This window comes from Latilactobacillus sp. VITA-14 (assembly GCF_046580785.1).
GTDB classification, from domain to species: Bacteria; Bacillota; Bacilli; order Lactobacillales; family Lactobacillaceae; genus Latilactobacillus; species Latilactobacillus curvatus.
Map to the genome: position 1 here is coordinate 17778 of NZ_JBJKTM010000004.1, position 13765 is coordinate 31542.

Consider the following 13765-nt stretch of genomic DNA (forward strand, 5'->3'; position numbering starts at 1 on the left):
AAATAACACCTTTGTCAACTCACTTGACAAAGATACCAAATGCGTCTAAACTAATAAATCGCATCAACAAAAACACACAAAGGAGATTTTTATCTTGTCAGACGCTAGACCATTAGATATTCATGGGAAACCATATAATCGGACAGTCTTAGTCTTGGTCTTATTGATTGGTACTTTCTGTACCGTCTTGAACCAGACGATTTTATCAACTGCTTTCCCCACATTAATGAAAGCATTCGATGTGTCCACCTCAGCCGTTCAATGGCTCACAACCGGTTTCTTACTAGTCAACGGGATTATGATCCCCATTAGTGCTTGGTTAATTAACCGATTCAATTCAAAAGTCCTCTACATGTCAGCAATGACTGTCTTCTTAATCGGGACTATTATCTGTTACATCGCACCAACGAGCTCATTTGCAACTCTATTAATCGGCCGGCTTGTTCAAGCTGCTGGTGTTGGGATTTCAATGCCCATTTTGCAAACCATTATGCTCACCATCTTCCCACCTGAAAAACGGGGAACAGCCATGGGGATGGCCGGGATTGTTATCGGCCTGGCACCTGCTTTAGGGCCTACCCTTTCAGGCTGGATTATCGATTCATACAACTGGCGTGTTTTATTCGGCATGATTATTCCAATCGTGATTCTCGTCTTAGTCCTCGCTAGTTTCCAAATGAAGAGTGTTATTCAACTTTCAAAACCTAAAATTGATGTCCCTTCAATTATTTTATCAACTGTCGGCTTCGGGAGCTTGCTTTATGGCTTCTCAGAAGTTGGCGATAAAGGCTGGGGCGATGCGCTCGTTCTCACAACCTTAGCAATTGGCGTTGTGGTAATTACTTTATTCATCTGGCGCCAACTCACGATGGAAAACCCATTCTTGGAACTCCGCGTTTTCAAATCACCTGTCTTCACAATTGCCGCTATTTTAAGTGGTGTGACGAACATGGCGATGGTCGGTGCCGAAATGGTCTTGCCACTATACATTCAAAACATTCGTGGCGAATCTGCCTTCCATTCAGGCTTAACGTTATTAGCTGGTTCCCTCATGATGGGGATTATGATGCCAATTACGGGCCGTATTTTTGATAAATATGGTGCCAAACGCTTAGCAATGACCGGGATGTTCTTATTGATGGCTGCAACTGCGCCATTCATCTTCCTAACAGCTACTACCCCAATCATCTACATCGTTGTGTTATACGCTATCCGGATGTTTGGGATTTCAATGGTGATGATGCCTGTCACAACTTCCGGAATGAACGCTTTACCAATGAACTTAATTAGTCATGGGACAGCTGTTAATAATACTTTCCGCCAAGTTGCCAGCTCAATCGGGACAGCCATCTTAATCAGTGTGCTTTCTAGTGTTACAAAAGGCAATATGCCAAGCACACACATGGTCAAGACATTACCATTGGCCTTCCGCGATAAGATGATTGATGCCACCCTTTCTGGTTATCACGCAGCCTTCATCGTTGCTGTGATTTTCTGTGTGATTGGCTTCATCATCACATTCTTCCTCTCTTCAAAGAAATCTACGATTAATGGAGGTGCCAAGGCATGATCGTCATTACACTCGTTATCAGCACACTCGCATTATTCTTTTCATCGATTTTCGGTCAAAAGATGTGGCGACCAATCTTAATGACCATCTTTGGACTCACATTTATCGCTTCACTCGTTTTCATCGTCCAAAATGATCACAATCATTACGGAATGAAAACTGTGACCGAAACTAAGACGCACACGCTCGTTTCAAGCGCAGATGCGAAGGGCATGTCAATGCTTCTCTATCACCCACTTGGTAACGGCACTGAAAAAGTCTATCTTTATCGGACCGATGCCAACCAAAGTAAACCCAAAGCAACCCAAACTGAAAAGACAACCAACAGTGTTCAAAAAAATGCTGATAAAGCAGTCTTAGTGACAACCACCAAATACCGCGTTTATCAAAATAATACGGCTAAATTCTGGTTCGGAATTTCTAGTAACGACCACGAATTCGTAAGTCGTCACAACACATTTAAGGTTGCTAAAGGCTGGTTCGTTCTAAGTGATGTTCAAGCTAAACAACTCGCTAAAACATTAAAAGGTCAACAAGCACAACTTAAAACTGGCGCAGAAAATGCCGGTAAACAAGCTGTGATGGCTGCTATGCAAGCCAATCCAGCAATGACTGCTGATCAACAACAAGCGGTTGCTAAAAAAGCAGCAATCGCCTATCAACAAGCCGCAATGGCTAAAGTGATGGCAACATTGAAATAATGCAATCAAAAAATCCCCCACATCGTGATTTGATGTGGGGGATTTTTTTGTGGTGGAAATGTGCTCCGTCATCCATATCCTTGCGGTTAACCCTGAATGTCAAACGATTGCTGACGCAATCATTCGCCATCCTGTGTTAATCCTCGGGATATACCCGGCTGGCTACGCACTCTGTTTTGAAACGGGCTCCATCAGGCATACTCTTCCGGTTAGTTACATATCGAAAACGATCGGCTTTGCCGCTCATTCACGATATGCCACTAATCCTCAGAGCATAACCGCCTGCTGTCGCACTCTATTTGCTTAACAAGCTTGCTGCTGCTTCGTCTACGATGATTGTCACGTCGTCGTGTAGTTGTAATGCACTTGCTGGGACGTCTGTTGTTTGTGGGCCTTCTACTGTGCCTTTGATGGCTTCAGCTTTTGATTTGCCATATGCGAACAAGACGATTTTCTTAGCTTTTAAGATTGAGCCAATCCCCATTGAGATTGCTTTTGTTGGTACATCTGCTTCATTTTCGAAGAAACGTGCGTTAGCTTTGATTGTTGATTCTGTTAATTGCACTTCTTGTGTATTGCTGTCAAACGCAGTACCGGGTTCATTGAAGCCGATGTGACCGTTTTGGCCGATCCCTAAGATTTGGATATCAACTGGGTTATCAGCAATCACTTGGTCATAGCGTTTTAATTCAGCAGAAATGTCGCTTGCTAAGCCGTTTGGTAAGTATGATTTAGTAAATGGTTTCTTGTCGAATAAGTTCTTCTTCATGAAATAGTGGTAACTTTGGTCGTCATCAGCTGATAAGCCAACATATTCGTCCAAGTTCACGGATGTGCAACCTATGAAATCTAAGTCGCTAGCCACTAATGTTTCGTAGAATTTAATTGGTGAACTACCAGTTGCCAAACCGAATACTTTAGCGTTGTTTGCTAAACCTTCTTTGAAGATTTCAAAGCTTTTTTGGCCGCCTTCTACTTGATCTTTCACTTTAATAATTTTCATCATGATTATCTCCTCATCATTTAAAAATTCAAGTCATTCATTGGTATAGTCCAATTATAAACGGCTAAAATTTCAATTGCAAGCCTTTTGACGCTAAAAATGCGCTAAATAATTGGTATACCTAACGTTTAGCGTTTTCACGGCATTTCGTTAAAAGCTTACTTTTAATCGCTAGCAAACGCCCCCCTTTTTGTGTCTGCTGATTCAAATTGGTTAACCAATTGCACTATATTCATTGATTGCCGTGCATTTCTGGATATTTTTCATTTGTCTTACAAATCCGAAATCGGGTATGATAATGCGCTGAACTATTATATAATATGGAACAGTATGAGAAAAAAGGTGGCGTTATTATTTGAATGATCCAAAGCACCGTTCCAGTCGATGGCGAGCACTGCTCCAGTCGAGCAGACAAAAGGTCTCAACGCTATTGACATCTGCTAAAGACAGACTCGCACATTTGCTCCATTTACCCGATAAACGTTCTGCACAACCAACTAAGGAACAAAAAAGAGCCTACATCCAAGAGTTGAGCCAATCACCACTCTCTTTTAAGATTAACGTCTTCTTTGAAGCCATTAAGAGTATCTTTCTCTATGGGATCTCAATTGGCTTAATCTGTATGGCGCTCGCTGCTGGAATTGGCGCGGGCTATTTTGCTGCGTTAATGAAATCCGAACCAATTCCTAGTTATCAAGTGCTAAAGCAACAACTTGATAATACCGATCAAGCAGCCGGTTTATACTTTGCCAAGAACAATAAGTTCGGCGCAATCAAAACCGACTTAATTCGGACTCCCATCAACATCAATGAGATGTCCCCTTATCTAAAGGATGCGATTGTTGCAACCGAAGATGAGGATTTCTATAAACACGATGGGGTTGTCCCCAAAGCACTCTTGCGGGCCGTTATTTCCGATGTCACTGGGTTTGGTTCACAAACCGGTGGCTCGACTTTAACGCAACAATTGATTAAGATGCAGGTTTTAACCTCCCAAGTAACCTTTAAACGGAAAGCAACCGAAGTCTTGCTCGCCTTGCGGGTCGATAAGTATTTCACTAAAAAAGAAATCTTACAAGACTACTTAAACGTTGCCACTCTTGGCCGTAACAATAAAGGACAAAATATCGCTGGTGTTCAAGAAGCAGCATTGGGCCTATTCGGCAAAAATGCTAAGGATCTTTCTCTAGCCGAGGCTGCCTACATTGCTGGTCTGCCACAGAGTCCTTCCGTCTATACACCATATGATCAAGACGGCACCCTTAAAAATCCTGAATACTTAAAATATGGTCTAGATCGTAAAAATACCGTGTTATTCCGGATGTATCGTGACGATCGCATTACAAAGGCTGAATACAAAGCCGCTAAGAAAGTCGACTTAACCAAAGAATTCCAACCAAAAGCCGATCCAGCCGAAACAACGAAGAGTTATGGCTATGTTTATAACTTACTTGAAACACAAGCAACTGATATTATGGCCAAACAGTTAGCTAAAGAAGCCAATGTTTCAACTGCCAAACTCAACAAAGATCCAAATCTCTACAAACAATATGAAACACAAGCAACTGAATTACTCAGCACTAAAGGCTATCAAATTCACAGTACTATCGATCAAGAAATTTACGATGCCATGCAAGGGGTTGTTCACCAACAGGGCGCAACATTCGGACGGACTTATACCGATACCGTTACTGACGAAGAAACGGGGTTACAAAAGACCGTTTCGTCCCCTGTTCAAAACGGGAGCGTCTTGTTAGATAACCGCACTGGGAAAGTGATTTCTTTTGTCGGCGGACGTGATTTCTCACTCAAACAAACAAACTACATGTTGACCAAACGTTCTCCTGGTTCAACTATCAAGCCATTGTTAGTCTATGGTCCGGCAATCGATCAGAAACTGATTGGTTCTAAAACGATGTTGGCCGATTTCAAGACCAACTTCAAGGATTACGCACCAACCGATTACGGTGGCACGATCCAGAACAAATTCATTCCAGCTGACGAAGCGTTAGCCCAGTCATTGAATATTCCAACCGTTAACCTTTATAACGCTTTGAAGAACACAACAGATCCTTCTAAGTACATGAGTAAGATGGGCATCAACCTCACCGCTGATGAATACAGTCAACTGGGGATTTCACTTGGTGGGACCAGTGATGGGGTCAGCGTCTTAGAACAGGCCAGTGCATTTTCAACCTTCGCGGATCAAGGTGAACATACCGACGCCTACGTGATTGAAAAGATTACGGATCCCGCCGGTAATGCCGTTTACCAACATCACGCTAAGAAGAAACGCGTCTTTTCAAAAGCAACGTCGTACATCATGAACCAAATGTTAGCCGGCGTTTTAACAGATGGGACTGCTACTTCAATTTACGATCAACTCTACTTTAATACCAACAACTTAGTTGGGAAAACCGGGACTTCAAATGATAACCGCGATATCTGGTTTATCGGGAGTACCCCTGGGATCACCCTCGCTTCATGGATGGGTTATGACAGTACTGGTCGTAACTTAACTGACAACTCAAGCCAGATTAATGAAAGATACTGGTCAAAATTGGCCAACAGCGTTTATCAGATCAACCCAAGCCTCATGCGTTTGGAAGATGATCATGAAAAGCCAAGTACGGTCACAAGCAGCAAAGTCTTGAAATTAACTGGTCAATTACCTGGCACGGTTTCAATCAACGGCAGCTCACAGAACTTGAACGGTTCAACCGTCACCTCGCTTTATAACAACTGGACGCCAAAAGCAACTAGCTATGAATTCGGGATTGGCGGTTCTGCCCGGAACTACGAAACTTTCTGGAACCACTATTTAGGTTATAACAACGGCTATGGTTCAATTACCTATAGCACCGCTGATGAATTAAATCCAACTAGTGGCTACAGTAGTCGTCGCAGTGGCACCGCAGCAACAACGACAAATAATTACACAGCAAACACAACTGGTACTGCTGCTACGACTGGTACTGCTGCTACGACTGGCACTACAACCGGTACGAATTATACAGCGAATACCAATCCAACAGATACAGAGACAACGAACTAAACTAAAAAAAGGCCTCAGTTCTAACGATTTAAAATCGTTTGGAACTGAGGCCTTTTTTGATTGGTGGAAACGTGCTCTTGTTTGCAACAACTTCCGCTTAATCTAAAAATCCCGTTAATCCTAAAACCTGGATTAACGGGATTTTTTTATTAATGCTCAATTACTGACCGCAACCAATAGCACTCTATTTTGTTGATTCTCTTGCTACGATACTGTATGGCAATAGGATTGTCTTGTCGTTTACGTCTTCTTTGTTCATCATCTTTGTTAAAAGCCGCATTGCTACGGCACCCATATCATACAATGGTTGTGAGATTGACGTCATCTTAGGACGTACCATTTCAGTTAACTTCGTGTTGTTACTTGTCACAACTTCGAATTCAGCTGGGATTTGAACGCCGGCATCAACTGCCCCGTTCAAGACACCAACTGCCAATTCGTCATCACTGACAACAGCAGCTGTTGCCCCAGTTGCTTTGATTTTGCTGAACAATGCTTCACCAGCACTGTAGCTGTATTCTGTTTCAAAAATTAAACTTTCGTCATAAGCAATGCCTGCTTCATTCAAGGCATCCTTGTAACCGCATAAACGATACTTGCTGTTAATTGGGAATTTCAAGCTACCACAAACGAACGCCACTTTGTCATGACCATTTTTGATTAACTTCAAAGTTGCATCTTTAACAGCGGCAACGTAATCGATGTTAACACTACCCACTTGTTCGTCTGGATCAATTGAACCAGCTAACACGATTGGTGTCTTTGAACGTGAGAATTCAGCGCGGATTTCGTCTGAAATACTGTGGCCCATGTAGATTAAACCGTCAACTTGTTTTGCCAATAAGGTATTCAACACTTGAACTTCCTTTTGGTTGTTTTCATCTGAGTTAGCCAAAATAATGTTGTACTTGTACATTGTCGCAACATCGTCAATCCCACGAGCAAGTGATGCAAAATAGATGTCACTAACGTCGGGAATGATGACCCCAACCGTTGTTGTCTTCTTGCTTGCTAATCCACGGGCCACCGCATTTGGACGGTAGTCAAGACGGTTAATAACTTCAAGAACCTTCTTACGTGTTGCGGGTTTCACATTCGGGTTACCATTGACAACTCGTGAGACAGTTGCCATTGAAACGTCGGCTTCGCGCGCAACGTCATAAATTGTAATTGTTTGTTTTTCCATGATTAAATGATTCCTTTCATTTGTAAAATAAAACAGATTATATTTTCAGCAGTTTTCATTTTACTTCTTGATTAATTTAACAGAGATTTAAAGCAAATGCAAGCGGTTTACACTAATTTTCATGAAATTTACATTTTTGTTTTCATTTGTGGTTTACATTACCGTTTACATTGGTTGTGATATACTAGTGATATCAATTGTAAAGGAAGTGCTTTAGATGAATAATCAATTAGCCCAATTACAAAATTGGCTTGGTGAGAATAATATGGATGTGGCTTACATCAGTAATCCAACCAACATCCTCTATTTCACTGGTTTCGAAAGTGATCCTGCAGAACGGGTCTTAGCCCTCTTTGTTTTTGCAGATCAGGACCCATTCCTATTTACACCACAATTAGAAGTTGAATCTGCTAAAAAAGCTGGCTGGAAACTCGACGTTTACGGCTATCTCGATCACGAAGATCCATACGCAATCATCGCAGATCAAATCAAGAAACGGAATGCGAACCCTACACGTTGGGCACTTGAAAAAGACGACCTTCCTGTTCAACGTTACGAAGCCATTCTAAAGCAATTCCCAGACGCAACATTCCCAGGCGACGCTTCACGTTTCATGGAAAACTTAAAATTAATTAAAACACCTGAAGAAATCGCTTTAATGGAAGCAGCCGGCCGTGAAGCCGATTATGCTTTCGAAGTTGGTTTCAATGCCTTAAAAGCAGGTAAAACAGAACAAGATATCGTTGCAGAAATCGAATACGCATTAATGCGCAAAGGCGTTATGCATATGAGTTTTGATACCATCGTACAATCAGGTATCAACGCAGCTAACCCCCATGGTGGCCCCGAAGCCAACATTTTAACCCCAGATGCCCTCGTGCTCTTTGACCTTGGGACATTGCATAAGGGTTACATGAGTGATGCGACGCGGACCGTTGCTTTTGGCAAACCCGATGCGAAATCACTCGAAATCCACAAAGTCTGTCTTGAAGCAAACTTAACTGCCCAAGCAGCAATCAAACCCGGTATCACAGCGGCTGAATTAGATAAGATTGCACGTGACGTCATCACTAAAGCGGGCTACGGCGAATACTTCATCCACCGTCTAGGTCACGGCATTGGAACTTCAGAACACGAATTCCCATCAATCATGGAAGGCAACGACATGATTATCAAGCCAGGCATGTGTTTCTCAATCGAACCAGGAATCTACATCCCAGGCGTTGCCGGTGTTCGAATTGAAGACTGTGTCCACGTAACAGAAACAGGATCAGAAGCCTTCACACACATGACAAAAGAACTACAAACATTCTAAGAGTGCTGATTCAAACGGGTTGGCTTTGAGGATTAACTTAAAAACGCGGATTATGACGCTTTTCGTCATGATTCGCGTTTTTTGGTTAACCGGAAAAGGCAGTTTGAAACAGCACGTTTCAATAAGGGTGCCCTTAATTGCGGTCAGTAACTGAGCACTAATTAAAAAAGGCAGACGAAATCACAAAATGATTTCGCCTGCCTTTTGTTTTAAAGAACTTTATAATCCCTAGTCGTTAACCATTCAAACTATGTTACAGTAATCCTAACAGTAAGTTTATGACGGTGGCTAACGCTCAGAAATGAGGTGATGCCTATGTTGATTAAGCGTTACCTTGAGAAAGGATAACATGTCGGTTTTCAACACACTGATGTTGGCAATTTCGGTTGCCATGTTAGTCATTGAGATTCTAAAATTTAATCAAAAAAAATAACCGTCTAAACTTTGACGAGTCACGGTTATTTTTTACCAAAAACTTGCCACCGTCTTAGGCGGACTGTGGAGAAGAGTCGTGTTGTCGCACGGCTCTTTTTCTATGTTTTCATTATAACACCGACTTTTAAAATTTGCACTAGTCGTCAATTCAAACAAGCAAAAAAGCCCCCGCTAAATCAGGCTTGGCGGGGGCTTTTTCATTGATTATTTATCTTCAGTGACTTCTTCTTGAACAGTTTCAACAGCGGCGGCTGCTTCGTCTTTGGCTTGGCCAAATGCACTCTTGCCGTCGATCACGATATCGTCGAAATCTTCTTGGCTAGCTTCAAGGCTGCCGCCAAATTGTGATTTCAAGTCTGCTGTTTTTTCATCAAATTGTGCTTTTGCTTGTTCTTTGATATCAGACGCATTGTCTTGCCAATCACTTGCATAATCATGGACGCGATTCATGTGTAGCTTTGCGTCGTCTTTTAAGTCTGCTGCTGTTTCACTTGCTAAATAGTAGTAGTCTTGTGCGCGATCCATTAAATCATCACCTAAGTCCACTAATTTTGATTGTAATTCCTTACCCGTCTTAGGAGTTAACATTAATGTTGCACCAATGGCTGCTGCGCCACCGACTAATACACCTAATAGAAAATGTCCTTTTTTTGCCATGAGAATTACTCCTTATCCTTTGTTTGACGTCGATTTTGATAAAATCTTAATGCACTTGCGCCAACCTTCGAAGCGACCGTTGCCTTAGCGGTTGTCCGCCCAACGTTGGTAACATGTTCCGTTAAATTGCGACTTGCCGTATTCAAACTTGAAACGCTCTCGCCAAGTTCGCCAGCCGCTCTGAAAACAGGATCCAAGTCAGCGACTTTCCCGTTCACATCGTCTAGCAATACGTTGGCTTTGCTGAGTAAACCTTCTACTTCTTTAGATAAAATATCAACATTCTCAGTAACAACCGTGACACTCTTGTTGGCTTCCGTTACTGTCTTAGAAACATCCGTTAATACTTTTGTGACTTTTAATAGCATCACTATTAGAAAAACAACTAGGACCGCAAAAGCCCCTGCGGCGATTAGCGCCGCAATTTGACCACCCGTCATTGATTTGTTCCTCCTACTTCGTTATCTATTACATTGTCTCTTAAAGACTAGAATAGCATTATTTCCCTTAACCTTCAATTATCTTCACTATATTAGGTGCCATTTTTTCTGACATTTGCTAAACTAAAGACATGCTACAAAAAAGGAGTTTCACGCATGTTCACACGTTTATTAGCGGCCGCACCAACTCCGGTCGAATCTGTTCAGAAACAGACCAATATTTTTATGCGCTACATCACTTCAATTGACTGGGATAAATTACTCAGCACCCTCGTTGCTGGATTGTTTCAAATTATCCTACTCTCCGCTTTATTCTACCTCATCAATCGCTTAGGTAAGTACATCATTAAGCGCAGCTTCAGAAAATACCGCAAAACTGATGGTTTCTCAAGTAACCGCATGAACACCATTTATACTTTGATGGTCAACGCTTTTTCATACCTCGTGATTTTCTTCTATCTCTATGCGCTACTCAGCGTTCTCGGCGTTCCTGTTGGTACCTTGATTGCCGGCGCTGGGATCTTCAGTTTAGCCATTGGGTTAGGCGCACAAGGTTTCGTCAACGACATCGTTACCGGTTTTTTCATCCTCGCAGAACAACAATTCGATGTGGGTGATATGGTTAAAATTGGTACGGTAGAAGGCACCGTCAACGCGATTGGCTTACGAACCACACAAGTTCAAAGTTACGATGGCACCTTAAATTTCATTCCTAACCGCAATATCTCGATCGTCAGCAACCTATCCCGCAATGATATGCGTGTTCTGATTAACATTCGCATCTTACCCGACACCGACTTACAGCTGTTAGCGGCAACCGTCAATGAAGTCAATGTGCAACTGGTGCCCAAACATCCTGAAATACAAGATGGCCCTACGATTCTCGGGGTAACCACCCTCGCAGATGGTGTTCTTGCTTACCAGATTGTTATGCACACCACTAACGGCGAACAAGTTGCCACTAACCGTACTTTCTTACAGGCTTACTTGCAAGCCTTGAATGAAGCTGGTGTCCCATTACCTTCAACACTCGTTACAATTCCCACCAAATAAAAGTCCCCTCATATAAAAAGGAGAACCGCTTATGCCACTTATTAACGCACTCAAAGGTGCCCTAATCGGCGTCGCACTCGTAATACCTGGTCTATCCGGCAGCATTTTCGCCGTTATCGTTGGTCTATACGAACCGCTTCTGGCGGCTATCGCGCAATTCAAAAAAGATTGGCGCCAAGCAATTGGCTTTTTATGGCCAATCGGGATTGGCGCTGGGATCGGCGTCTTACTCTCCACCAAAATCATTCTTTGGTTATGCACCGCTTATCCACTAGCGGCATACAGTTTCTTCATCGGTCTTGTCGTCGGCAGTCTCCCATTCATCTGGCGTAGACTCGCCGGACTCAACTGGCAAAAAGTGTTAATCGCCATCGTCTGTGGCGCAATTATGCTACTACTCACCCAGATTGGTGGTCACCAATCTGAATCCGACATCGCTATCAAACAACTCACTACCCTCCAAGACTTTGGCACGTTACTATTTGCCGGCTTCTTCTCAGTATCACTCATGCTCATCCCAGGCGTCTCTGGGTCAATCATGCTCATGATTGTGAAGCAATATGGCACTGTTTATCACGCTGTCAGTCAACTACTCGACTTAATGGTCTACCTCGTCACAGGACGCTTGACACAAGCCACAGAAGCGTTCAAAAGCGTCGCGCTCCTTTTACCGTTCATCATTGGGGCCGTCATCGGAACTGTGATTGTTGCTAAATTAATGCACTACCTATTAGCACACTTCGTCGAATACGTTTACGCCGGTGTGCTCGGTGTTGTCATTGCCGCCATCTGGATTCTTGCCCAAACCGGCGTCGTACCAGCCTGGCCAGCCCTAACAACCGCCACAGCACTACTAGGACCCATCGCACTCATCATCGCTATGATCATCCTAGGCACAATCGCAACAATCTACTTCGACAAAGCATAGAGTGCTGTTAAAGCGATTTGCCTCTGAGCATTAATTAAAAATGAGCCTCAATCTCGTCTTTTGAGATTAAGGCTCATTTTAGATTAAGCGGAAGGTGTTGCAATTAAAAAGCACGTTTTCACAAAAAAACTATCCACACCCTTCCCAATCAGGTTGTGGATAGTTTTTATTTGTTATAGTGCTTTAATCGCTCTAAGATGTTCAATGGACGGACGGGTATCAAATGATTTCGCAGAAGGTGTGAACCGTAAAATCAAGCAAACCAAAAGAACCGCGTATGATTACAAGAACTGGAAAACCTTTATTTATCGAATTCGGGATTGGAATCAAAATCGAAAAAAGAAACCAATTCGTAAATAAATTGGTTTCTAAATATAACTTCGTCAACACCGGTTGACAGAGGCACCTTTAATATCTCCTGTGGACATTGGCTTTTTTTAAATTTGAATTATGCCTAGAAGCCTATGTTAGAAGTCATAGTCGCCGCTACTCATAGCTTCAGCATTACCCATTAGATAGCCAGCACCAACTTGTGAAAAGAAATCATGATTGGCCGTTTCGGTTGAAATTCCGTTCATTACGATTGGGTTGATATCTTTAATCTCAGCATTGGGGAAGCGAGATTCGAAGCCCATATTTTGGAGCGCCTTGTTGGCGTTGTAGTGAACGAATTGTTTAACGTCTTCCGCTAAACCAATCGGCGCGTAGACTTCTTCGGTGAACGCAAACTCATTCTCAAGGAGATCATCGAGCAACTCATCCATCCACTTTTTGAATGTTTTTTGTTCAGTCGCCGATAGCTCGTTATATCCCAATTGAAATTTGTAGCCGAGGTAGGTACCATGAACAGATTCATCGCGGATCACCAGTTTGATAACTTCAGAAAGATTTGCCAGCTTATTGTTACCACGGTACCAAAGTGGGGTAAAAAAGTTGGTGTAGTACAAAATTCCTTCAAGAAAGACGCTTGCAACTTTCTTTTCAAGGTTGTTTCCCGTTTGATAAATATCATTGATCCGTTTGGCTTTGTATTGCATTCTGGGATTATTGTTCATCCATTTGAATACTTCGTCAACAGTGGCTTGATCGTTCAAAGATGTCAAAATAGTGCCGTAGCTTTTGGCATGAATTGACTCCATCATCAAAAAGTCATTGAGGACTGCTGCTTCTTTTCGTGTCCGAACGTCGGGCCGCAGCACGTCGACTCCTTCTTCGGATTGGAGTGTGTCCAGCAAGGCTAATCCACCCACAACCCGATTGATAACCGATTTTTCGGTGCCAGAGAGTGTCCGCCAGTCCCGTAAATCATTAGAAACAGGTACTCGCGTATCCAGCCAGTATTGTGCCGTTGCTTTATCCCATACATATTCGTCAAGTTCGTCTTCGATGACGTCCCAATTAATTGTTTTATAGCTCATTAGT

Annotated in this window: 11 protein-coding genes and 1 pseudogene; 7 read left to right on the forward strand and 5 right to left on the reverse strand. The window is 42.7% G+C overall.

Annotated features, from left to right (window positions below):
• Nucleotides 1–94: 94 nt before the first annotated feature.
• On the forward strand, nucleotides 95–1570 hold the full coding sequence (locus ACF1X7_RS02760) for an MDR family MFS transporter (RefSeq protein WP_411162412.1): 1476 nt from the start codon (nucleotides 95–97) through the stop codon (nucleotides 1568–1570).
• Nucleotides 1567–2271 carry a DUF4811 domain-containing protein gene (locus ACF1X7_RS02765; protein WP_089542335.1) on the forward strand — a complete coding sequence of 235 codons (705 nt, stop codon included), beginning with the start codon at nucleotides 1567–1569 and terminating at the stop codon, nucleotides 2269–2271. The genes ACF1X7_RS02760 and ACF1X7_RS02765 overlap by 4 nt, the downstream gene beginning before the upstream one ends.
• A 295-nt stretch (nucleotides 2272–2566) precedes the next feature.
• On the opposite strand, the gene ACF1X7_RS02770 is transcribed toward ACF1X7_RS02765, so the two are convergent.
• Nucleotides 2567–3274 carry a glucosamine-6-phosphate deaminase gene (locus tag ACF1X7_RS02770; RefSeq protein WP_069468415.1) on the reverse strand — a complete coding sequence of 236 codons (708 nt, stop codon included), beginning with the start codon at nucleotides 3272–3274 and terminating at the stop codon, nucleotides 2567–2569.
• A gap of 355 nt (nucleotides 3275–3629) precedes the next feature.
• On the opposite strand from ACF1X7_RS02770, the gene ACF1X7_RS02775 reads away from it, so the two are divergent.
• Nucleotides 3630–6329 carry a transglycosylase domain-containing protein gene (locus ACF1X7_RS02775; RefSeq protein ID WP_411162413.1) on the forward strand — a complete coding sequence of 900 codons (2700 nt, stop codon included), beginning with the start codon at nucleotides 3630–3632 and terminating at the stop codon, nucleotides 6327–6329.
• Between the two features lie 184 nt (nucleotides 6330–6513).
• Here the strand turns inward: ACF1X7_RS02775 and ccpA are convergent, their stop codons facing one another.
• Nucleotides 6514–7515 (reverse strand): catabolite control protein A, encoded by a 1002-nt coding sequence (ccpA, locus tag ACF1X7_RS02780; protein ID WP_004270523.1) that lies wholly within the window; start codon nucleotides 7513–7515, stop codon nucleotides 6514–6516.
• A gap of 217 nt (nucleotides 7516–7732) precedes the next feature.
• On the opposite strand from ccpA, the gene ACF1X7_RS02785 reads away from it, so the two are divergent.
• The gene (locus ACF1X7_RS02785; protein ID WP_004270512.1) at nucleotides 7733–8830 is read left to right on the forward strand and encodes a M24 family metallopeptidase; all 1098 of its coding nucleotides are present in this window, start codon (nucleotides 7733–7735) and stop codon (nucleotides 8828–8830) included.
• 639 nt (nucleotides 8831–9469) lie between these two features.
• On the opposite strand, the gene ACF1X7_RS02790 is transcribed toward ACF1X7_RS02785, so the two are convergent.
• Both ACF1X7_RS02790 and ACF1X7_RS02795 read right to left on the reverse strand, forming a co-directional pair.
• Entirely contained in the window at nucleotides 9470–9922 is a 453-nt protein-coding gene (locus ACF1X7_RS02790; RefSeq protein WP_004271254.1) for a YtxH domain-containing protein, read from the reverse strand.
• 5 nt (nucleotides 9923–9927) lie between these two features.
• Nucleotides 9928–10362: a DUF948 domain-containing protein gene (locus tag ACF1X7_RS02795; protein WP_004271257.1), complete on the reverse strand. Its 435-nt coding sequence runs from the start codon at nucleotides 10360–10362 to the stop codon at nucleotides 9928–9930.
• A gap of 156 nt (nucleotides 10363–10518) precedes the next feature.
• On the opposite strand from ACF1X7_RS02795, the gene ACF1X7_RS02800 reads away from it, so the two are divergent.
• The 3 genes and pseudogenes from ACF1X7_RS02800 to ACF1X7_RS02810 form a co-directional block, all read left to right on the forward strand.
• Nucleotides 10519–11415 (forward strand): mechanosensitive ion channel family protein, encoded by an 897-nt coding sequence (locus ACF1X7_RS02800; RefSeq protein ID WP_064776924.1) that lies wholly within the window; start codon nucleotides 10519–10521, stop codon nucleotides 11413–11415.
• A gap of 31 nt (nucleotides 11416–11446) precedes the next feature.
• A complete protein-coding gene (locus tag ACF1X7_RS02805; RefSeq protein ID WP_064776923.1) occupies nucleotides 11447–12343 on the forward strand; it encodes a DUF368 domain-containing protein in 897 nt (298 codons plus the stop codon).
• 210 nt (nucleotides 12344–12553) lie between these two features.
• Nucleotides 12554–12703, forward strand: a pseudogene (locus ACF1X7_RS02810) (transposase); the annotation flags it as partial.
• Between the two features lie 107 nt (nucleotides 12704–12810).
• On the opposite strand, the gene nrdF reads toward ACF1X7_RS02810, so the two are convergent.
• Nucleotides 12811–13761, reverse strand: coding sequence for a class 1b ribonucleoside-diphosphate reductase subunit beta (gene nrdF, locus ACF1X7_RS02815; RefSeq protein ID WP_016265840.1), 951 nt, complete (start codon nucleotides 13759–13761; stop codon nucleotides 12811–12813).
• Nucleotides 13762–13765: the final 4 nt, after the last annotated feature.